Here is a 19770-nt window from a genome sequence, read left to right on the forward strand (position 1 = left end):
AAGCAATGTGACCGCATTGCTTTGTGGGAGGGGCGGGCATGACCGACGACAAGACGAGCACCCGCCACGACGGGGGCGCGGGCGGGACCTCGGTGGCGGGGGTGGTGCTGGCGCTGGTGTGCGCGGCGCAGTTCATGGTCGTGCTGGACGTATCGGTGGTGAACGTGGCGCTGCCCGCCATTCAGCACGCGCTGGGATTCACCTCGGCGGGTCTGCCGTGGGTGGCGACCGCGTATGCGCTGGTGTTCGGCGGGTTCCTGCTGTTGGGCGGCCGGTTGGCCGACCTGTACGGGCACCGGCGCGTGCTGGTGGCCGGGCTGGGGTTGTTCACATTGGCGAGCCTGGTCGGCGGGCTGGCGGCCACGCCCGGCACGCTCGTCGGCGCGCGGGCCTTCCAGGGCCTGGGCGCGGCGGTGCTAGCACCGGTGACCTTGACGGTGCTGACGGCCACCTTCCCCGAAGGGCCCCGCCGGACCCGGGCGCTGGCGATCTGGACGGCGGTCAGCCTGACCGGCGGCGCGGCGGGCAACCTGGTGGGCGGCGCGCTCACCCAGTACCTGTCCTGGCGCGCGATCCTGCTCATCAACGTCCCGATCGGCGCGCTGGCCCTGGTCGCTGCGCTGCGCTGGCTCACCGCCGCGCCACCGGACCGGCCGTCGCGCGGTCTGGACGTGCCGGGCGCGCTGCTGGCCACGCTGGGCCTGGGGGCGGTGACCTACGCGCTGTCCACCTCCCACAACGGGCTCGGAGCCGCGGGGATCGCGGCGTTGGGGGCGGGGCTGGCGACGTTGTCAGGCTTCCTGGCGGTGGAGGCGCGGTGGGCGCGCTTCCCGCTGCTGCCGCCGGGGCTGTTGCGGGTGCGGGACGTCTGGCTGGGGAACGCGGTGATGCTGCTGGCCGGGGCCGCCTTCCAGGTGCCGATGTGGTACTTCCTGACCCTGTACATGCAGAACGTGCTGCACCTGAACGCATTGCAGACCGGCCTGGGGTTTCTTCCCCACACCGTGCTGATGCTGCTGGTCGGGCTGCGCGTCACCCCCTGGCTGATGCGCAGGATCAGCGCCCGCGCGCTGATCGCGGGCGGAGTGCTGGTGGCGGCAGCCGGATTCGCCTGGCAGAGCCAGATCACCACCGCCGACACCTACTGGTCGGGCGTGCTGGGACCCGCGGTGCTGATGTCGGTGGGCGGCGGCCTGTTCAACACCCCGCTCACCAGCACCGTGGTCTCCGGGGTGGACGCCGCCGACGCGGGGGCGGCCTCGGGGCTGATGAACACCGCCAAACAGGTCGGCGGCGCACTGGGCCTGGCCGCGCTGGTCGCCGCCACCAGCGGCTCGACCCCGACCGGGCAGGGAGCAGAGCAGACCCTGGTGGCCGGGTACGGGCAGGCGTTCGCACTCACCGCCACCGTGCTGGCGGCGGTGGCGGTGCTGGCGTTGGCGCTTCCGGCCCGCCGCGACGCCCTCGAACCCGAGGTGGGTCAGGAGTCGACGGCGGTGTCCTGATCGGGTTGAGCCCGCGTGGTGCCCGGCGAGAGACCCATGGCCCGGTTCCCCTGAGCAGGGCTCAATGCGCTTGAATGTCCATATGCGCCTATGAGCGGCGGTGCCGCTCACGGACTGGTGTGCCGGGAAGTCGGGTCGGCGTTGCGTCGCCACATGCCCGGAGCCATCGATGACCATACCTGCCCAATACCCCCACCGCGTGATGCCAGCAACCACGCTTTCCGTCAGCTCCTGGTGGACAGGCCGGTCTTGATGCCTCCATCGCCGGAGTTCGATGGGCGTGCTCGGGTGAGTGGCCGATTCGGTGATTCCGAGCAGCTGCGATCCGCCATCGCTTCGCTCCTGGACGCCTGGTCACTTCCCGCCGCGCTGCTGGACCCGGTCCTCATCGCCACCTGGGAGGCGATCGCCAACGCCATCGAACACGGCGGCACCGCCTCTCCCCTCGTGGAGTTCCATCGGGCCGACCACGGCGTCTTGACGGTGACCGTGACCGACCAGGGCTCCGGTTTCGACCCGGCTTCCAGCCCTGACCCCATGGCGCCCAGCCGCCGGTTCGAACCCGGAGGCCGGGGACTGTTCATGATGCGGCGATGCATGGACGAGGTCCATCACCATTCCCCCACACAAGGCGGCACCATCGCCGTGCTGCGCAAATTCCTGCCCTGAAGACCAACAACGCCCTCACCACGCGCCTGGGAACCTTCTGATCATGCCGGGCGACCAAGACCGTGACTCACTTGGTGTCTTGGCCGTGACAGGTCGGGGGGAAGGCGAGGCCGAAAGCCAGGAAGAGCTCGGCTTCGCGTTCATAGCGGCAATGCATGCAACGAAACCCATACAGCTAAATCACCTCGTGTTCCACTGCCCGCAAGATGACCGTCCGACTGATTCGGGAACGTGGGACCTCGATGACCGTCGCATGTCGTCATGCCCCCCGGCGCAGTCAGATCAAGCCTGATCTGGGCAGGCGCGGGTCGAGCTAGGGTGACCTCGTGTTCACGATGATGATCGTCGTCTTGGGCGGCGCTGGGCTTGCGGCCGGCGATCTGGGGCTGTTCGGCTTTGTGGCAGGAGCTCGTGAACGCGATTACCTAGCCGTCCTCGGCAGCCTGCTCGCCCTGGCAGCCGGCGCGGGCTTCGGCTGGATGGCCATCCAGGTCGGCTCGGTGAACGATGCGATCACCACCAGCCGGGTCGACCGCGTCCGCGCGGTCAAGTGCACCGCTGAAATCCTGAACGCCAAGGACGAGCGCGTCCGGATCAACGAGACCGACGTCTACCGGTTCCGGGTGCGGGTGCAGATTCCCTCCCCCGCGCCACCGCCCTCAGCGCCCGCTACGTCGCCGAGATCGTCAAGGCCGCGGCCACCGACGCCGGGCAGCCGCCCGAGGTCGTGCAGCAGCTGGCCGCACACTCGCTGCGCGCCGGGATCGCCACCGCCGCCGGCGTCGACGAAGCCCGCGTCGGGCGCCTGCTCGGCCACGCCGGGACCATGACCAGCCGCTATGACCGCCCGCTGTGGGACGGGATCCTGCACCAGGCCGTCTACGCCTGGATGCGAGACCACCCGGCGGTGTGCACTCCAGCCTGACCCGCCGCTCGTTCACGCCAGGGCGGGTCGCAAAGTCCACGTGAAGATTCTTTCGGACCAGAGGTAACGCTGGGGGCGCTCCTCTCTTCTACCAGACGTCACACGCGTCGACCCCAGAGAGGACGTGATGGCCGATGGATCCTGGTCTGTTGGAGACAGTACAGACGGCACTGCAGTTTCTGACCCCCCTGCTGGGCACGGCTGCGACAGTGGTGTCGAACCGGAGGTCGAACCCAAATCGGCAACGGAACGAACCGCTGCGGCGCACCTCATGTCCGTGCGACCTGCCCGCGGACCAGCGGTCGGCCACGGCCATGTCCGGGCAGTCCCACATCAAGCCGATGGACACGAACATCACCGTTCGGCAGGTGACGGTCGTGACCATCACCCAGATCACGGTGGAGCCGCGAGGGGATCCGTCACCGATGACCGCGCCCTTCGCGAAACAGCCGCTGACCCGTCCCGGTCAATCCATGGCCGCGTTGTCGGCCATCCCGCCAGTCTTGACCGGATGGAACCGGAGGCGTTCTACCAGGTAGATCGATGAATTCCTGGATCACGGTGGCTGGTCTCACCTGGGTGAGCGTAGAGGGCCCTCTTTAAAGAATCATGGGAAGGCCCTGACCATGGCCTCCCCGACCGTTGCGATCGCGCCCGGCCTGACCCTCACCGAAGCACAATTCGAGACCTGAATCGCGCCGCCTGATAAGCGCGAACGTCCATCTGGGCCGAATGTCAGTATTTGAGCTCTCCTTTCATGGCGATGTGCTCTCTTTTGAGAGCATCCACACGTAGTACCATTTATCTTCCCGAATGGAGAGCTTGCTGTTTTCGGCCATGGCCTGGAGTGCCGGGAGCCAGCCGCCAGCTGCTCCGACTGCCGTCACAACCGCAGCAAGGGCCGGACCATAAACAGCCGTCAAAACTGCAGTAGCCGAACCAACGGCAGCTCCGGTGACGGCCACTGCTCGCTTTCGGTTCACCTTGGCCATCTCTGCCCTGGTCGCGCGTACCTGATCAGCGATATCCAGCCCAATCCGCACGAGTTCACGTTCCGACTGGACGGCGTTCAACGCGTCATCCATGCCAAGAAAGCTCATCCGGAGAAAATCCCGGAACCCCACGTATGATTGGAATTCTTCCACGGTAATTCGACTGAAATTTTTCAGGTCAACGTTCTCAAGAAAGGGGAGATCTATCTCGAGCACCGGCCGTACGATCTTGCTTTTTACTGGATGTACTCCCGAGGCGTCGACAGCTCGACCGTCTCTGATCAAAAGGTCGATCGACCTGATCGCCTGAGGATTTTCGTCCGGTGTCGCCCCACTCTCGGAGGACGCCGTTTTCCTAGACGAGTAACCGGGCAGATACCAGGCGAGGCCGGCTCGAAGCAGCGGTTCGCAGTCCAGGACCCATCGTCCAAGCAAGTCGAGGTCCGGGCAATGCATTCCATAAAATTCATCCACCGGTCCTTCTTGGCCGGGATAGGGTGGCATGGCCATCCCTCCCGCATACGCACACGCCGCGTTAGCCATGTCACCCCGAAAATTGCCGTCTGATATCCTGCCCAGCTCGGTGTATATTCCGCTGCAGCCATGGGATAGCAGCAAAGTGTCGGCGACGAGAGCACTGCGCTTGGTGACTTCCCCAATGCTGGAGTTCTCGAGCGCCAGGCCAACATAAAAGCGGGACCTGGATAGCCTCTTTTCGTCGGCGATGCCTGTGCGCCACTGACTCCACAAGTGTTGACCATAGGCGATGGCTACTGTACGCGGGTCTGCGCGCTGCTCGTGAGTAAGTGTTTTGAAGAAGCGTTGCATCCTGCGTGCCACGATCCGATTCTGAATTGCGTCATTACGCCGGAACACAGAAAGGAACCTCGCATGCATTAGTCGGATGCATCAGAGTGTACGCCGGTCCGCTGCTGCTGGACGCTCCCTTCGACGTATCCGCCGAACCGCAGGTTCCCCTTACGCCGAGCAGGTGCTGCACCGTTCCCGTCGTGACGCCTCCCTGCGTGAGAAGCTCCTGTGACGGATGCTGTATGAGACGCCCGCGCGCTCAAGGCCTACGCTGGGGCAGCGCCTATCACCCGCGCCTCCGGCAGGAGCCTGGTCGTCCACCACCACAAAGTGAAGAACCAACGCCTGGCCGCTGCTGGCTATATCTGAGCCTTCGCCTCGCTGAGAACACCCGGCGCCCGCGCACACTACAACCACCGCCGCACCGTCGGGGACCGCCACTCCAGCGCTTTGCGCAACACCTTCAACCGCATGCTCGGCTGCCTGTTCCACTGCCTCCAGACCAGCCAGCTCTACGACGAAACGATCGCCTTCGGACCACGACTGGCGGCCGCAGCTTGACACCTTAGGCAGATCGGATGTCTAGAGGCGACAGCCGCGTCGGCCGAACACGACGGTTGTCTATGTCTTTGTCTACGCCCCCGCGCGCCTGCATGTAGGGCGGCGCGTACACAAAAGACGTAGACGTAGACGAACGCGCCACGGGGCCGCGACCGGCGCCTGTGGGTGGAACCTCGCAGCGCGGTGGCGGCCCCGCGTCGGCACGGGCCGATCATGACCCGCGCGGCCGGTCACCCTGTACCCCCGAGAGGCCGCGCGGGCCTGGTGGCGTCGTTAAGGAAACCCACCAGCATCCAGGATCCCGGAGGCCACACCAGCCTCAGAACCGATTTCACATAGCGACAAAACACCAGCGCACCAACACGACGAACGACACCAACAACGACAACTACAAGCACAAAGCGCATCGAGCGCCACTAGTACCGCACCGAAGCCGATCATGAGCTGACCGTCAGGCCCAGTGGGGGCCGCCCGAGATACAGACGGCGCTCGCCACGATCAGGCAAGGCTGACGCTGCCTACTCCTGGCCGGGCAGATCCAGTCCCGATCCGCATGCCGACGTCGGGCTGGCCGGGACCGTCACGTGCGCGGCCGCGACACTTGGACTTCTTACTCCTGCTGGTCATCGGGCTGGGCCAGCAGCCGGTCATAGGCAGCCAGATCCGGGGGCGGCCGGTGGTCGGCGGGCAGGCGCCGGAGCACCTGCGTCAGGGCGGGGTCCCCGATGCCGGAATCCTCAGCCTTGTCGGCCGCCCGCGTGGTGGTGAGCGGGACCAGGTCCACCCGGCCGTCGTCCACCTGTGCGAACCGGTAGGCCGCGAGTGCCAGGTCGGCCACCGCGGGCGTGGTGGGGTCGGCGGGCCAGGCCACAGCGAACGCGTCGGCGGTGGGGCTGTGCACGATCAGGCGGCCGAACGGATCGTAGCCGTGCCGCACGCCGTTCAGTTCGTGGCCGTAGAACAGCCCGGCCAGCAGCGCAGCGTGCTCACGGTCCTCAGGCCGGGGCCATGCATCAACAGCAAGCCCTACCCGGTTCAGCATCCTCGGGCGGAGCAGCCCTCGCCGTGATGAGACGCCCTAGGCGCATCCATAATGGTTTTCGCGAGAAGCATGCCAACCAGTGAGGAGCGCGCTGTGTGGATCGCAACGTCACTGCCGTACCTGTCCCCTCGACGAGAGGGTGAAGTCGACCCCTGGTCACAGGAAGCGGCGCAGGAAGGACGAACCGGCACTCAGAAGATCCGCGAGGTGGTCACGGAGACGCCACCTGTCGAGGTGGCGAGGGCGCTGGAGTTGCCGGAAGGAGCGCCGGCGGTGGTCCGGCGACGCACGATGTTGCTCGATGATCGGCCGGTCGAACTGACTGACTCGTGGTACCCGACCGACATCGCGGCCGGCACAGCGCTCGCCGAAGCGGGAAAGATCAAGGGTGGCGCCGTGACGCTGCTTGCCGACCTCGGCTACGAGGTACACGAATCGCGAGAAGAGATCGAGGTTCGTGCTGCGACACCGCAGGAGGCCGCAGAGTTGAGACTGTCAGCAGGGGCGCCGGTGATCGTTCTACGGCGGACGTGCTTGACCGCGGATGAGAAGCCGTTCGAGGCGTCGGTGATGGTGATGGTCCCCGAGGGTCGTCGCCTGCGCTACCGGTTGATTGCAGGCTGATCGGTGACGCGACGAGCTGACGAACGTCCGCCCTATGAGCAGATGGCGGCGGACCTGCGAGCCCGGATCATGGCAGGCGACCTTGAACCAGGGACCCAACTTCCGTCGACGGCGCGCCTCGTCGAGGAGTTCGGAGTCGCCAACACCACGGTTCAAAAGGCGCTGGCGACGCTCAAGGGCGAGGGCTACCTCACCAGTCGCCAGGGCAAGGGCGTGTTCGTCCGTGATCGCCAACCGTTCCGGGTCGAGGTCGGAACCTACTTCGAGCCGGAGCCGGGCGGCTACTCCTATGAGCTGCTCGAAGTCGCGGAAGTGACACCGCCGGCTGAGGTCGTCAAGGCGTTCGGGCTGGAAGCGGCCGAGCAAGTGCAGATGCGTAAGCGGCTGCTGAGGCATGGCGGGCGTCCGGTCGAGGTCGATTGGTCGTACTACCCGTTGGGTCTGGCTCGCGGTACCGAACTGGCCGAGCCTCGCAGGATTCGAGGCGGCGCCCCGCGCGTCCTGGCCGAAGCGGGATACCCGCAGCACTACTACGTCGATGCGGTGTCGGCAAGGATGCCGACGGTCGAAGAGGCTGAACTGTTGTCGCTTCCGAACGTCCCAGTGATTCGGCAGTTCCGAACTGTCTACTCCGACGGAGACCGCCCCGTCGAGGTGTCGGTGCTGGTCAAGGGCTCTCATCTGTACGAGCTGCAATACCGGTCGTCTGTCTGACTGCTTCGCCAACGGTCCCGATCGCCCCGGTTTGGCCTCTTGAGCACTTCTCGCGATAGGCGTTAAAGTCGACACACGTTCAGCACAGAGAACGTGACAGAGCGGCTTTGCCTCGGCGTGCGCGGACAGCGCATCACCAGGCGAGACAACTAGAGAGCCGCCGCGCGGTCGGGGCTGAGATTGGGAGACCTCCCCCGACCGCGCGGCTTCCACCTCGCTAGGAGGTCGACATGACGATACCCGGCGGCGAGAACGCCGCCCGTGTTCGCCAGCACAGGACGGACGATGACTTACTCGCCGCGCTGCGGCGCGAGTTCACCGGTCATCGCATCTGGCGTTCGACGCGCTACGACGACAAGCCCGGCGACTGGGTCGCCACCCTCCGTGACCCGAACGTGGGAGTCGATCCCACGGTCATCGAACAGACTCCCGAGGAGTTGCGGGAAAGGCTCATCGAAGAACGTCGCCGTGCGCAGGGCGGGCCGGCCGCCGAAAGGTGGGGGCTGTGACGACCGCGACTATGAACAGGCCGGCGGTGTTCGCGGTCGCCGATATCGGCACCGAGCAGGTCGTCGCCGACATCAAGCGGCATTTCCCCGGTGTCCTCGCCTGGTTCGGCGAGTTCACGGGCAAGTGGTGGGCGGTGGTCGATGACCGCATGATCGAGGCGGACACCCCCGGCCAGCTTCACCAGCAGATCAGCGACGCGAGCCCGAAGACGATCGTCGGTGTCCTGGTCGAGGAGACGGGCGCCGTTGGCTCTGCTGCGCCGCCGCCGTGGCCGCTTCCCGCGCCACGACCGCCTGCGCCCCTGCGGGTGAACGCGGCACGGCGGGAACCGGCGCCTCGCTGTGTCGACGTGCTGCCCCGTCACGTCGACGTGTCGCCCCGCCGAACCGAGTCGGCCTACCCGCCGCCGTTCCCCGAGCCCGGACGTTGGCGGCGATTCACCGACCGGCGCCGTCGGCTGTTGGGCATCTCGACGGGTGAGGACTGGTGACTCCTACGCCCCCTCGCGAGATCTGGATCTCGGGCGAGACCTGCGCCGCTCTGGTCGAGGAAGCCATTCGGGAGGCGTTGACCGGCCGGTTCTTCAAGGTCACGGTCAAGGACGCGGTTCGGGTCGGCCAGCGCAAGGCCGAGGAACTGCTCGTCGACTACGACCGGGCCGACGACGAGCCGGGCCACCACCGGGGACTGGCCAAGCTCGATTGCCCGATCGAGTGTTTGGGCCTGACGGCGCATGCCTGCAACCGGCTCAAGGCGGGGCGTGGCCTATGGCCTGATGATGCGCCACAGACAGTCGCCGACGTGCTCAAGCTCGTCAAAGCCGATCGGCTCCGCGACATCACCGGTATCGGACAGACCCACGCCAGAGAGATCACCAGCGCCCTGCGCCGCAACGGTCATCCCACCTGCCCCAACGACGACCACGATCACACCAGGCCTCCATCGCCGAAGACGCAAGAGCAACTCGCCCCCGACTCCTAGGAGTGCTGTCCGATGTACCAGAACGCCGACCGGCTGCCCGCTGCCCCGCCGCCCGCCAACGCGCCCCACGTCGCGCCCCACGTCGCGCGGCCGTGGGGCCTGCGCCGCATGGCGCCCTACCCCCACACGATCGACGTCGGAGTGATCGCGACGCAGATCGACCCCGTGACGCAGACGGGCGCCACCAGCGACGGCGAGCTCATCGAGGCCAAGCACAAGAAGTCCAACACGGGCACGGAAACGAAAACGCGGACCTCTTCGGACGGCGACCAGGACGAAGACCACAGCCAGGACGCCGACCAGGACTGATGACCAGACCTCGCCCCGTACTCGTCGTCACCCAACCCGACGACGTGACCGCCGACATCGTCGTCGCCGAGCTCAACCGGCGCGGTGTGCCCCTCCTACGGTTCGACACCGCAGACTTCCCGCACGCGCTCAACCTGTCGGCAAGGATCGACGGCGACGGGCTGCACGGAGTCATGACGACCGCCTCACGCTGGGTCGAGCTCGGCGCGGTGCGGTCGCTGTACTACCGGCGCCCGCGCGGTTTCGCCTTTCCCGGCCTCGACGAGCAGGACGCGCGGTTTGCCACCCTGCAAGCCCGCTACGGCCTCGGTGGCGTGCTGGCGTCCCTACCTGACTGCCTGTACGTCAACCATCCCCACGCCATCGCCGACGCCGAGTTCAAGCCCGCGCAACTCGCCGTCGCGGCCGACGTCGGGTTCACCATCCCGCCAACCCTGATCACCAACGACCTCGACCAAGCCCGGACGTTCGCCGCCGAGCAAGGTCCGATCATCTACAAGCCGCTTCGCGGGAGCTCGTACCGCGAGGGCGGCGCGGCCCGAACGATCTGGGTCACCGAGGTTGACCCCGCCGAGCTCGACGAGTCGGTCGAGGCAACCGCGCACCTGTTTCAAAGCCGGGTTCCGGCCGTCGGGCACCTGCGGGTGACCGCGATCGGCAACCGAGTGTTCTGCGTGCGGATCGACTCCGGCGACCTCTTGGATTGGAGGCAGAACTACGACGCGCTCACCTACACCGCCACCGACCCGCCGCCCGAATTTGGGGCCTGCCCCACCTCTCTTGAAATTTTCATGCCGGGACATCCTTTCGCCGCATTCGCGGCAAACTGTTCACTGCGCCAAAATCCCGTCAGAGTACTAATTTCGAAGCATGTCGTCATGAGTGCATTGAGTTAACCGCCTGCTCTATAGCTATCAGATCACTCATGCTATTCCAACTGAAGCTCGGCTATCTATCGCTTGCCCAGCCAGACGAAATCCTGCTCGACCAAGGAGTTAGCTATCTAGACCTCCAAACTCTCCGGGAAGAATTCTGGACGCCCACAAGTGAATATCCTCCGGAGCGCAGTCCGCACATCTTCCACAACTCCACTTTCGACGTGAAGTCGGAGAGAATATTCGGACCCCTCAAGCCCAAGATCCCGCACAGCACGCTCGGCGAACTTCAGATAAAGCACCCCATCCCTAAGAGAGACGGACTTGACGTTCCCATAAACAGTAAGCGAATTCTCGCTCACCGTACAATAGGACTCCCCTTCGGGCCAGTTGCTATCTTCAATGTAATCGTCGTTTCTAAGATCGCATTGGAACATAAATCCTCGCCCCATGCCATCTTCTAGGGATTCCCCAAATCCCACCGCTAGAAGCGGATACTGGTTGATGATTTCTACGTCATGAACGCTAAGTTCAATCATCGAGATACTCCTGTATTTGCAGGCCTTGCCCACCATTGCCGCACGTTAGTATCTGGATCCAACCAAGTGTACACCCAATTGGTTCCGGTATCGGCTGCAGCTTGCTCCATGGATATCGCACAAGAAATACACGGAGGAAGAGTTCCCTCGACTAGATATGTGTCACCCGGGATGGCCGGATGCTGCCCAAGCAGGGGATCATCACTCTTATTCATATCCCAATAAGGGTACGGAGAACCAGCATCTCGAGTGGCTCTCGCCTCCGTGTGAGTTACCAGGTTATTTCCCTTCCAGCGACCCTGCGCCTTTTCTTCAGGAATAGGATTGCCGGACTGCCATGTCGTCGACCCCCCTCGTTGCCTTCCTGCCGAATCATAGACAGTTACAACGGCTGTATGACCACAAGCATTGTGAGAGAGAACCGCAGTTCCGCCCGCATAGACATAGTAAGTGTGGTCGGTGTCGACAGTGAGGTTGTGGACTCGCTGGTGCTGGGCCCAAGTCTTGATCGCGGTGATCTGAACGTGGGTTCCAACGCTGGTGCGCAGCCACATTCCGGGCTTGAGTTCCCTGGCTTCGACCCATCGGCCAAGCCCTGGAACCCAGAAGGGGTGGTCATCGGTGGCGGTCAGGGTGCTGGCTTTGGCGCCCCTGGTGCCGTCGGTGTCGATGGTGAGTTGCACCAAGTTCTTGGCCCCGGTGCTGGTGAAGGTGGCCGTTACCGTCCGGGCCTGAGTTTTGCCGGTTTCTGAGTTGGTCGCTGTGACCTTGTCTCCGACTTGGAGTTTGTCGATGGGTTTGTGTGAGCCGTTGGCCATCAGCACTGGCGTGCCGGGGACAAAGCTCCTCTTGCAGGTGGCGCTGGCGGAGGGTTTGGTCAGGGAGACCTTGTCTCCGGAGGATCTCTTGCCGCCGGCGGTTTTACCGCTTCCTCCGCCGATCTTGGAGGCGATCTTGGGGATGACGCGTTTGAGGAGTGGTCCTGCGATCTTGGTGGCCAGGCCGCCGGTGGCGTGGTTGGCGACCTCGGTGATGGCGCCCTTGGCGGCCGCTTTGAGGAAGCCTCCTGCTGTCCATTGGTCGCGTGGGGTGTGCTGGGCGTGGTTGACCATGCCATACACCGCTCCCGCGGCGGCGGCGCAGGCTACGCCGCCGGCGCCGGTCCAGCCGATCGCGGCGCCGCAGCCGATGCCGACGGCGGTGGCGGCGATGGTCGCGCGGTGTTTGCTGATGGCCCGCGAGGAGGATCGGAACGGCTTTTGGCGGTAGCGGGCTAAGGGTCGTGTTCGGTGCAGGGTGTTCGTGCGTTCGTTTAACGAGCGTTTGACGAACGTCGCCAGGACGCACCGCCGCATCAGGGCCTCCGCGCGCCGTGTCCGATTCGAGCGTTCGTTTTCCCGTTCATCTTGGGCCGTCCTCTACCGCCGTTCAGATACGCTGCACGAGACGTTTGATGAACGGAGGTGGCGGCTCAATGGCGCTCATCGGCCTGGTCCGGGTCAGCACTGACAAGCAAAGGACCCAGCGGCAGCACGACGCCCTCGACCCGATCTGCCTGAAGGTCATCGAGGAGAAGACCAGCGGCAAGCTCGCCACCGCCGATCGGCCCGACCTGCTCACCGCGCTGTCCTACATCCGTGAGGGCGACCTGCTCACCGTCCAGGAGGTCGACCGGCTCGGCCGCAACCTCCTCGAAGGACTGATCGTCCTTAACGATCTGTTCCAGCAGGGCGTTGGCGTGAAGGTGCTGGAGGGCATCGCGGCCGGCGAGCACACCGAACGGTCCTTCCTGCTCGACCTCGCGCTCGCGTTGGCCGAGGACCGGCGCCGCGACATCGTGAAGAAGACCCTGAACGGCCTGGAGGCCGCCCGCAGGCAAGGCAAGGTCGGCGGCCGGCGCCCCGTCGTCGACGACGACAAACGCGCCGCGATCCTCGACCGCCGCCGGCGCGGGGAATCCATCCGCGCCATCGCCGCCGGGGTGAAGGTCTCTGTCGGCGTCGTCCACAAGACCCTCGCCGAGGCCACGGCATCCGCCGACCAGGGAGCCCCCCGTGAGCAGTGACGACGACCGTCCACACCGCCCGGAAGACAAGCCGCTTCCGCCGGCGATGCGCCATCATGCTCCAGTGCTCAAGAGCCTGACCGAGATGAGCGAACGCGAGTACTTCGCGAACGTGCGACGACGACTGCCGATGTACGTGATCGGGGGGCGGCTGGACCGGCTGGAGGCGTTTCTCGCCGGCTATGACCAGCACGCCATGCGACACGGCGGCCCAGGCTTGGAGGGCTGGACTGACTGGCTCGTCGCCAAACGCGGCCAAAGCTGCAATCACGGCTGGTCAGGCCACGTCCGCCACATCGCGCTTCCCGACGGCTGGGATCACTGGGACCTACCGGAAGAACAAGAGCAACTCGTCATCACCACGCTCTTCGACCTGCTCGACGAATACCTTGCACTGCGCGAGTCGGACTGACCTTCCGAACCCGGACCGTGCCGGGCCATCTGTCGACCCATCTGAGACCTCATCAGATGCAATAGCGATCGCTGCCGGCAACCCAACGGCCGCTGGTCGACCCCCGTGTCCGCGGGTCGTGCTGGTCTGCGTCGCCACCACTTCATGGCTTTGATGCCGGCATCGCGCCGGGGGCTGCGTCCTCTTCTCGGGTCGGGTCGTGGAAGGGGCGCAGGCCGGCGGTGACTTCGGCGCGGGTGAAGGCGTAGCGGCCCAGGAAGTTGATGTGCTCGAAGGCGATCGGTGAGAGCCGGGAGCACATGTCGTCGGTGGCAGGGAACCCGCCCTTGCGGATCTGCTTGACGGCGGCGTCCAGGTAGAGACTGTTCCACCACACCACCGCGTTGAGCGCCAGGCCGAGCGCGCCGAGCTGGTCCTCCATCCCTTCGCGGTAGCGCTGGCGGAGCTGGCCGCGGTTGCCGAAGGCGATCCGGCGGGCGAGGCGGTGCCGGGCTTCCTGGGTGTTGAGTTGGGCGCCGATCATGCGGCGGTAGCCGTCGTCGGAGATGAACTGCAGTAGGTGCAGCGTCTTGAAGATCCGGCCGTAGTGGGCGAACGCGTCACCCAGGCCGGTGGGGCGGCCGTCGCGCGACAACATCCGGATCAGGTCGTAGGCGCGGACCTGGCCGGTGGTGAGGGAGCCGGCCACGCGCAGCATGTCGGCCCAGTGCGCGCGGATCCGGTCGAGGCGGACGGCGTGGCGAGACATGTGATCCAAAGGCCCGTAGGTGGCGCGGGTGTTGGTGCGCCACAGCCGGGTGTCGCCCAGGTCGGCGATGCGCGGGGAGAACTGGTAGCCGCAGATCGCGAAGAGCCCGAACACGATGTCGGAGTAGGACGCGGTGTCGGTCACGACCGTCTCGGGGCGCGGGCCGCCGTCGATGGTGTGGATGGCGTCCAGAATGAACAGCGAGTCCCGCAGCGTGCCGGGGACGACCAGGCCGCCGATGCCCATCACCTGGTCGTTGACGACGTTCAGCCAGGTCGCGCCGCGCTGGCGGCCGAAGTAGATCGGGTTGTGGCCGGTGTGCAGGTTGGCGACCGGCACGATGAACCGCAGCCCGTCGGCCGAGGCGATCTGCCCGCCGCCCCAGCGCTTCACCAGGTCGATCCCGGCCTGTTCTGCGATCAGGCGGGCGTTGGCCGCCGAGATCGTCTCGGCGCGCACATATCCCTGGTCGACCTGCTGCAGGCGGGCGCGCGTCAGCGCGGGCACGTTCGGCTTCTCGATCGGCACCAGCCCGACGTTGCACGCCTCGGCCACCAGCAGCCCGCACAGGCTGACCGCGAAGTCCTCCATCGGCGAGTCCGCGCCGGAGATGTGGGTGAAGTCGGCCGCCAGCCCGGTCCGGTCGAACACCTCCAGCAGCAGTTCGGGGAAGTCCACCCGCGGCAGCATTTGATCGATCAGGGCCCGGAACTCCGTCATCAGCGGCGGCTCGGCCAGCGGCCCGAGCTTGTCCACCTGCAGGCGACCGCCGACGAACTGCACCGCGGTGTTGCCGCCGAGGCCGTCCAGCACCCGGGTGTAGGCGCCCTCCAACGCGCTGGCGAGTTCGGCCAGGTGCCCGGCCTTCACCGCACGGAACTCGATCACCTCCAGCAGCAGCTCGATGAACTGCTGCACCGTCCGGTACCGCTTGACCAACTCGGCCCGCCACGCCGCCGCGGCGTCATCATCGGTCTCGGGCACGAACGAGGCGATCACCTCCACCGCCGCCGTCAGCTTCTCGCGCGGCACCACCCGCTCGATCTCGTTCCACACCTCCGCCAGCGACACCAGGCGGTCCTCGGTCGCCTGCGGCGCACTCATCAAGATCTCCATCGCCGAGGCGACGTGCCGCGCGGCGCTGCGCAGCTTGGGCAGCGTCCGCAGCTGCTCGGCCTTGCCCGCCCGCTCGGCCCGCGCCAGCAGGTTCGAGGTGATCAGCAGGTCCAGCACGTCCAGGGCGTCATCGATCGACGCGGTCTGAAGATGCCGAACCGTGGCCAGCAGCGTCGCCGTCTGCCGCCGCTCCTCCAGGTCCCGCAGCGTCGGGGCCTTGGACGCCATCCCGTACCGGGCCAGCGAAGCCAGCTTCACCGCCGGCACCGGCTCGGTATCGACCTGCCCGGCCCCGATCCCACCGATCTCTGAGACCCGGTCCAGCTCCCGCACCAGCACCCGGCCCGACGCCTTCACCGGCGACGTCCGCAGCCGCTCCAGCTCCGACACCCGACGATCCTCCGGCACCGCCAGCAGGCCCCGCAGCGCCACCGCGGTCTCGGCCGGCGTCCGCTCGGCCAGCAGCCCGTACAGCCGAGCGTTCTCGGCCCGACGCACCTCGCTGACCAGCCGGGTCAGTGTCGTGACCCCGGCAGGCAGCAAGATCCCGGCCTCCAGCATGTACACCACCGCCCGGTCGAACAGCGCACGCGGACCCTCGGTCGTCGACCACACCCGCGCCGCGATGAACGCCCGCACGTCCTGCTCCCGGTCAGGGAACTCCGACAACCCCAGCAGGTCACGGATCTCCCAGGAATGCTCATAAGCGGTCTTCGGCCGGGCCAGATAGTCCCGGGCGCACGCAGGATCGACCCCCACCTGCTCGGCGGCGAACCCGACCACTTCCGCCGGCACCTTCAGCGGAGCGTCCGTCAGGAACGTCCCCAGCATCCGCACCGTGCCCCACTGCACCGCCCACCCGAGCTTGGTCGCCGGGCGCCGCTTGCCCTCCACCACCGCCCGCGCCTTCGCGTCCAGGCGGAAGAACTGCTCCAGCTCACCGACCGTCACCTCAGCACGGAACCGCCGATATCGCGCGACCTGCTCATCCGACAAGAAATCAACTGGCATGCCCAGGAACGTAGAGCCCCACCGACCACGCCAGACCCGCCGTCACCGAACCGTCGCCAACCCAGTCGGGCTACCGCCAAAATCCGGTCCGATCCTCCTCGTGGGCCGAGCTGCCCGCCGATGACGACCTGGTCGCCGCCGCAGCGGCGGTCCAGACTGTGACCGTGCAGAGCAACCTGTCGTCTGATCTGCCGAGCAATCTTTTGTCCCAGGTCAGTGCGGCCGGTTGCTGCTCGCGGGTCGGTGCTTGGTCATTCATCGTTGTGGCGATCGCAGGTCCTGGGGGTGGTGATCTGGTGCAGCAATCCCACGGTGGTGCCAGTGGCTCCGCCACCGGTCAGCAGCGCCTGAGCCAGTTCGCTGTCGCTAGCCAGCGCGAGCACAGCAGCGAAGGTTCCGACCAGCAGTGCCACCAGGACGATCAGGACCAACCGGACGTTCTTCAGCGCGGCCCAGAGGCGAGAAGGCTTGTTCACAGGGCAACCTCCATCAACGGCCCGGCCGGTGGCCGGAAAGGGGGGATACACCTATGCCTAGGTGCTGGCTGAGCGGCGATCCCCCGGCCGCGGAGGACAGAAAAGTACGTCCTCTGCAGGCGGGGGGTGGGCGGCGGGCGGTGACCTATGAATCCGGGTTGAGTAATCGTCCCGAAAGCGGCAGTAGGTGATTTTTGGTGTGACTTGCGGTAAGGATGCGAGGGTGACCAGTGGCCAGGAGGAGGGCACCAGCCCGGCCGATGAGCTCGCGGCTCGTCTGGCTGCAGATGCCGAGCTTGTGGCGTTGCTGGCCAAGCACGATTTCGCAGGTCCCCAGTACGACCGGTTCGAGCACCAGTTGGTTCGTTACGCCTGGGCGGTGCTGATGGCCTGGATGGTTTCTGGAGAGATCTTCATGAGGTGCCGCCGCAAGGGCATGCCGTTGCGGTCTCCGCCTCATCGATTCACCCAAGAGGACCGCACGGGGTTGGCTGCCGACACCCTGGTGCCCGCCGTGGTGGATTTTCGGCGACGTGCCCTGGTGGGTGGTGGATGGGATCACCGCCGCGGTGCGACGTTGACGACCTACTTCGTCGGTGGGTTGCCCGCTCACTTCGCCAACGCCTATCGCAGATGGCTCACCCAGCAGAAGGACACCCACGAAGAACTACACCCCGATCCCGCCTCGACGACGGATGCTGTGGGCTGGTCGGCCTTCGACAGCGACCCGCAAACGATCATTGGTATTCGCGAGGTGGTCCGTGCGGAGCTGGCCGATCTGGACGAAACAACCGCGCAGGTCCTGACTCTCACTGCCGAGGGGTACCAACAGAGTGAGATCGCCGAACTACTCGACAGCACACCCCGGGCGGTCGAAGGGATTGTGCGCCGCCATCGTCAGCGGATTCGGCGGATGAAGGAGGGGCCATGACCGGGCCTGTGTCCCCTGGCGAGTCCGATGCCACTGCGGCCAACGCCGAAATTGACCGTCTGCTTGCACGGTCCTCGCTCGGAGGTCAGGGAGCGAGCTTGCTGAGGCAGCGCGGGTCACCTGTCGATGCCGCGTTGATCCAGAGCCTGGCCAACGACCAGGACGCCCTCGTCGCGGCCGACACCACGTCGTTCGCCCTGTCTCAGGAGCAGCTCCACTCGGTGCTGGAAACCTTGTCCGAGCGCGAGGCGGGCGTGGTGGCGATGCGGTTCGGCCTCACCGACGGCCAGCCCAAGACCCTGGACGAGGTCAGCAAGGTGTATGGGGTCACCCGTGAGCGCATCCGCCAGATCGAGTCCAAGACCATGTCGAAACTGCGGCGCCCCTCCACGCAGCCGTCCGAACCCCAAGCAGGCGACTGAGATATTCAGCTGAGCCAGCAAACGGCCAAGTCAACGACCGTATCGGAACGACCGACGGCGACACGACACCACGACGTCCCACCGGCTGGCACCACCATTCATCGGAAGCTCGCTGCTCGCGGGCCGAGCAATCCCGGTTTGCCCCGGCCGGTCAGAGCCTGGAAGCGCTTCAGCGCTTGGAAGCGCTTGCCGCAGCACGCACCCGGCAACCATCGTGCCGCGCCGGTGGATAGGCCATACGACAAATAGCTCGGCAGATCAGATGACACGAACCGTGGCACGTCACAGTCCAGATATCGACCTGGACGCCGACATCGCTGTCGCGTTGATCGCACTGGCCGAACTCCACGGAAACCTGGTCGCCGCCCACGACTGCGCCCAAGCCGAGGACTACACCGCCTCGATCGCGCCTGGCCGGTGACCACACCGGCCGCGGTCGACCCTTCACCAGCAAGGTCCCCACCCGACGGTGGAAGCCCTGCGCCTGCGGGCGAACGTCCACCACCGCTGCTTCGGCTGAGAGGACGCTCTATGACCGCCACCTCACCCCCACCCATCAGCCCCCGCCGCCTGGAAGCCCTGCGCGCCCTGACCGAACGCGGCACCAAGCATGAACGCGCCACAGCCGCCGCCAAGGCCGCCCCGTACGCCGACCTCCCCGACACCCCGACCCTTGATGGTCTGCGGGAGTTCCTCACCGAGACCTTCACCGTCTCCATGCGCGGCGGCTACGGCACCGCCCGCCGAGAGGCCGCCATCACCTTGGCCCGCGCGCACGACGTGCAGGCCTCCCGACCGCCGGCACCGTCGTTCTGGCGCGCGGCCCCACCGCCCGACGAGGTTCGGCTCCACGGTCGCCGCCCACTGGTGGAGTATCTGCTGGACCGGCTGCCGACCTTGCTGGAGCAGATCGAACACGACGCCACAAGCGCCCGCCGCCACTACCGCGCCCACCTGCGTCGCCTGCCCGACCACGAACGCCCCGCCGGGATCGAATCGGCCTGCCGCGCCTGGACCAAGGACTTCTTCGCCGGCTGGGCCGACAACTACGCGCTCCGCCTGTACACCGCGCGGATCCGGGAGCTGCCCGCCGCTGCTCCACCGTCTGGCTCACCCACCGCCCCAATCAGCACGAGGCACCTAGCGTGCGACGAGCTCGTCCTCGGCGGCCGGGCCGCCGGCAAGACGGCCGCGGCCGCCAGCGACATCACCGGCGCGGCGCTGCTGACCCGCGCCGCCGATCCCCTGACCCGCGCCCGCGACCGCGCCGCGCTGACCCGCGCGGCCCGCCAAGCGTTGGCGCTGGAGCACCCACGGTCGTGACCGGCACGCCTGGACCCCCGGCGCCGTGCCCGACGGCCGGGTCGGCGAGCCGGTCCGCGACGGTCGGCGTGCGGTGCTGGTGCCCGAAGCGGTGCTGCCGCTTGGAGCAAAGCAACCCCCGGCGGGGACGGCGACCGGACCTGCAGGTGGGCAGGCACCCTGCGGCCAAGCAGGAGGCGGGGCGGGAAGTCGCCGTCCCCGCCGGGGGCC

21 protein-coding genes and 2 pseudogenes are annotated in these 19770 nt (G+C 66.6%); 17 read left to right on the top strand and 6 right to left on the bottom strand.

The window, feature by feature from the left end; genetic code table 11:
* The first annotated feature begins 38 nt into the window (after nucleotides 1-38).
* From AKI01S_RS33780 to AKI01S_RS51095, 3 genes are all read left to right on the top strand, one after another.
* Nucleotides 39-1505: an MFS transporter gene (locus AKI01S_RS33780; protein ID WP_067826935.1), complete on the top strand. Its 1467-nt coding sequence runs from the start codon at nucleotides 39-41 to the stop codon at nucleotides 1503-1505.
* A gap of 153 nt (nucleotides 1506-1658) precedes the next feature.
* Nucleotides 1659-2174 carry an ATP-binding protein gene (locus tag AKI01S_RS33785; RefSeq protein WP_169814060.1) on the top strand — a complete coding sequence of 172 codons (516 nt, stop codon included), beginning with the start codon at nucleotides 1659-1661 and terminating at the stop codon, nucleotides 2172-2174.
* Nucleotides 2175-2500: 326 nt separating this feature from the next.
* On the top strand, nucleotides 2501-3004 hold the full coding sequence (locus tag AKI01S_RS51095; protein WP_157420338.1) for a hypothetical protein: 504 nt from the start codon (nucleotides 2501-2503) through the stop codon (nucleotides 3002-3004).
* Between the two features lie 850 nt (nucleotides 3005-3854).
* Here AKI01S_RS51095 and AKI01S_RS51100 read toward each other — a convergent pair.
* Entirely contained in the window at nucleotides 3855-4931 is a 1077-nt protein-coding gene (locus AKI01S_RS51100; RefSeq protein ID WP_157420339.1) for a hypothetical protein, read from the bottom strand.
* Nucleotides 4932-5147: 216 nt separating this feature from the next.
* Between AKI01S_RS51100 and AKI01S_RS53795 the strand changes: the two are divergent.
* A pseudogene (locus AKI01S_RS53795) lies at nucleotides 5148-5462 on the top strand (IS110 family transposase); the annotation flags it as partial.
* Between the two features lie 610 nt (nucleotides 5463-6072).
* On the opposite strand, the gene AKI01S_RS33800 reads toward AKI01S_RS53795, so the two are convergent.
* Nucleotides 6073-6504, bottom strand: a complete 432-nt coding sequence (locus tag AKI01S_RS33800) for a hypothetical protein (protein ID WP_157420340.1) — start codon at nucleotides 6502-6504, stop codon at nucleotides 6073-6075.
* 93 nt (nucleotides 6505-6597) lie between these two features.
* Between AKI01S_RS33800 and AKI01S_RS33805 the strand changes: the two genes are divergently transcribed.
* The 7 genes from AKI01S_RS33805 (at nucleotide 6598) to AKI01S_RS33835 (ending at nucleotide 10538) form a co-directional block, all read left to right on the top strand.
* The gene (locus tag AKI01S_RS33805) at nucleotides 6598-7128 is read left to right on the top strand and encodes a GntR family transcriptional regulator (RefSeq protein ID WP_245681889.1); all 531 of its coding nucleotides are present in this window, start codon (nucleotides 6598-6600) and stop codon (nucleotides 7126-7128) included.
* 42 nt (nucleotides 7129-7170) lie between these two features.
* The gene (locus tag AKI01S_RS33810) at nucleotides 7171-7842 is read left to right on the top strand and encodes a GntR family transcriptional regulator (protein ID WP_067826952.1); all 672 of its coding nucleotides are present in this window, start codon (nucleotides 7171-7173) and stop codon (nucleotides 7840-7842) included.
* A 230-nt stretch (nucleotides 7843-8072) separates the two neighbouring features.
* Nucleotides 8073-8351 (top strand): hypothetical protein, encoded by a 279-nt coding sequence (locus AKI01S_RS33815; RefSeq protein WP_067826956.1) that lies wholly within the window; start codon nucleotides 8073-8075, stop codon nucleotides 8349-8351.
* Nucleotides 8348-8842 carry a hypothetical protein gene (locus tag AKI01S_RS33820; protein WP_067826970.1) on the top strand — a complete coding sequence of 165 codons (495 nt, stop codon included), beginning with the start codon at nucleotides 8348-8350 and terminating at the stop codon, nucleotides 8840-8842. The genes AKI01S_RS33815 and AKI01S_RS33820 overlap by 4 nt, the downstream gene beginning before the upstream one ends.
* Entirely contained in the window at nucleotides 8839-9333 is a 495-nt protein-coding gene (locus tag AKI01S_RS33825) for a hypothetical protein (protein WP_067826973.1), read from the top strand. The genes AKI01S_RS33820 and AKI01S_RS33825 overlap by 4 nt, the downstream gene beginning before the upstream one ends.
* A gap of 12 nt (nucleotides 9334-9345) precedes the next feature.
* Nucleotides 9346-9642, top strand: a complete 297-nt coding sequence (gene tgmA / locus AKI01S_RS33830) for a putative ATP-grasp-modified RiPP (protein ID WP_084000517.1) — start codon at nucleotides 9346-9348, stop codon at nucleotides 9640-9642.
* A complete protein-coding gene (locus tag AKI01S_RS33835) occupies nucleotides 9642-10538 on the top strand; it encodes an MvdC/MvdD family ATP grasp protein (RefSeq protein ID WP_067826976.1) in 897 nt (298 codons plus the stop codon). Before tgmA ends, AKI01S_RS33835 begins: the two co-directional genes overlap by 1 nt.
* A 107-nt stretch (nucleotides 10539-10645) precedes the next feature.
* Here AKI01S_RS33835 and AKI01S_RS54885 read toward each other — a convergent pair whose 3' ends face one another.
* Both AKI01S_RS54885 and AKI01S_RS49660 read right to left on the bottom strand, forming a co-directional pair.
* Nucleotides 10646-11092 carry an Imm10 family immunity protein gene (locus AKI01S_RS54885; RefSeq protein WP_157420343.1) on the bottom strand — a complete coding sequence of 149 codons (447 nt, stop codon included), beginning with the start codon at nucleotides 11090-11092 and terminating at the stop codon, nucleotides 10646-10648.
* Nucleotides 11053-12411 (bottom strand): polymorphic toxin-type HINT domain-containing protein, encoded by a 1359-nt coding sequence (locus tag AKI01S_RS49660; RefSeq protein ID WP_084000518.1) that lies wholly within the window; start codon nucleotides 12409-12411, stop codon nucleotides 11053-11055. Before AKI01S_RS49660 ends, AKI01S_RS54885 begins: the two co-directional genes overlap by 40 nt.
* 119 nt (nucleotides 12412-12530) lie before the next feature.
* Between AKI01S_RS49660 and AKI01S_RS33845 the strand changes: the two genes are divergently transcribed.
* Nucleotides 12531-13121, top strand: coding sequence for a recombinase family protein (locus AKI01S_RS33845; RefSeq protein ID WP_067826983.1), 591 nt, complete (start codon nucleotides 12531-12533; stop codon nucleotides 13119-13121).
* Nucleotides 13111-13533, top strand: coding sequence for a hypothetical protein (locus tag AKI01S_RS33850; protein WP_245681891.1), 423 nt, complete (start codon nucleotides 13111-13113; stop codon nucleotides 13531-13533). The genes AKI01S_RS33845 and AKI01S_RS33850 overlap by 11 nt, the downstream gene beginning before the upstream one ends.
* Nucleotides 13534-13675: 142 nt before the next feature.
* On the opposite strand, the gene AKI01S_RS54405 is transcribed toward AKI01S_RS33850, so the two are convergent.
* Entirely contained in the window at nucleotides 13676-16408 is a 2733-nt protein-coding gene (locus tag AKI01S_RS54405; RefSeq protein WP_067826990.1) for a Tn3 family transposase, read from the bottom strand.
* A 251-nt stretch (nucleotides 16409-16659) separates the two neighbouring features.
* A complete protein-coding gene (locus tag AKI01S_RS33860; RefSeq protein WP_067826994.1) occupies nucleotides 16660-16884 on the bottom strand; it encodes a hypothetical protein in 225 nt (74 codons plus the stop codon).
* 223 nt (nucleotides 16885-17107) lie between these two features.
* On the opposite strand from AKI01S_RS33860, the gene AKI01S_RS33865 reads away from it, so the two are divergent.
* The 4 genes and pseudogenes from AKI01S_RS33865 to AKI01S_RS33875 all read left to right on the top strand — a co-directional run bounded on the left by AKI01S_RS33865 (nucleotide 17108) and on the right by AKI01S_RS33875 (nucleotide 19560).
* Nucleotides 17108-17815 (top strand): hypothetical protein, encoded by a 708-nt coding sequence (locus tag AKI01S_RS33865; protein ID WP_067826996.1) that lies wholly within the window; start codon nucleotides 17108-17110, stop codon nucleotides 17813-17815.
* Between the two features lie 188 nt (nucleotides 17816-18003).
* Nucleotides 18004-18237: pseudogene (locus AKI01S_RS49665) on the top strand (sigma factor-like helix-turn-helix DNA-binding protein); the annotation flags it as partial.
* 274 nt (nucleotides 18238-18511) lie between these two features.
* On the top strand, nucleotides 18512-18658 hold the full coding sequence (locus tag AKI01S_RS51110; RefSeq protein ID WP_157420344.1) for a hypothetical protein: 147 nt from the start codon (nucleotides 18512-18514) through the stop codon (nucleotides 18656-18658).
* A gap of 110 nt (nucleotides 18659-18768) precedes the next feature.
* Entirely contained in the window at nucleotides 18769-19560 is a 792-nt protein-coding gene (locus tag AKI01S_RS33875) for a hypothetical protein (protein ID WP_067827002.1), read from the top strand.
* Nucleotides 19561-19770: the final 210 nt, after the last annotated feature.

It is taken from the genome of Actinomadura kijaniata NBRC 14229, from assembly GCF_001552175.1.
Classification (GTDB): domain Bacteria; phylum Actinomycetota; class Actinomycetes; order Streptosporangiales; family Streptosporangiaceae; genus Spirillospora; species Spirillospora kijaniata.

Bases quoted from the DNA above. Each gene is read 5' to 3' on its own strand.
- AKI01S_RS33815 (WP_067826956.1), top strand. From the start codon at position 8,073: ATGACGATACCCGGCGGCGAGAACGCCGCCCGTGTTCGCCAGCACAGG.
- AKI01S_RS54405 (WP_067826990.1), bottom strand. From the start codon at position 16,408: ATGCCAGTTGATTTCTTGTCGGATGAGCAGGTCGCGCGATATCGGCGG.
- AKI01S_RS33800 (WP_157420340.1), bottom strand. From the start codon at position 6,504: ATGCTGAACCGGGTAGGGCTTGCTGTTGATGCATGGCCCCGGCCTGAG.
- AKI01S_RS33835 (WP_067826976.1), top strand. From the start codon at position 9,642: ATGACCAGACCTCGCCCCGTACTCGTCGTCACCCAACCCGACGACGTG.
- AKI01S_RS54885 (WP_157420343.1), bottom strand. From the start codon at position 11,092: ATGGTGGGCAAGGCCTGCAAATACAGGAGTATCTCGATGATTGAACTT.
- AKI01S_RS33875 (WP_067827002.1), top strand. From the start codon at position 18,769: ATGACCGCCACCTCACCCCCACCCATCAGCCCCCGCCGCCTGGAAGCC.
- AKI01S_RS49660 (WP_084000518.1), bottom strand. From the start codon at position 12,411: ATGCGGCGGTGCGTCCTGGCGACGTTCGTCAAACGCTCGTTAAACGAA.
- AKI01S_RS33785 (WP_169814060.1), top strand. From the start codon at position 1,659: ATGCCCGGAGCCATCGATGACCATACCTGCCCAATACCCCCACCGCGT.
- AKI01S_RS33845 (WP_067826983.1), top strand. From the start codon at position 12,531: ATGGCGCTCATCGGCCTGGTCCGGGTCAGCACTGACAAGCAAAGGACC.
- AKI01S_RS33780 (WP_067826935.1), top strand. From the start codon at position 39: ATGACCGACGACAAGACGAGCACCCGCCACGACGGGGGCGCGGGCGGG.
- tgmA (WP_084000517.1), top strand. From the start codon at position 9,346: ATGTACCAGAACGCCGACCGGCTGCCCGCTGCCCCGCCGCCCGCCAAC.
- AKI01S_RS33810 (WP_067826952.1), top strand. From the start codon at position 7,171: ATGGCGGCGGACCTGCGAGCCCGGATCATGGCAGGCGACCTTGAACCA.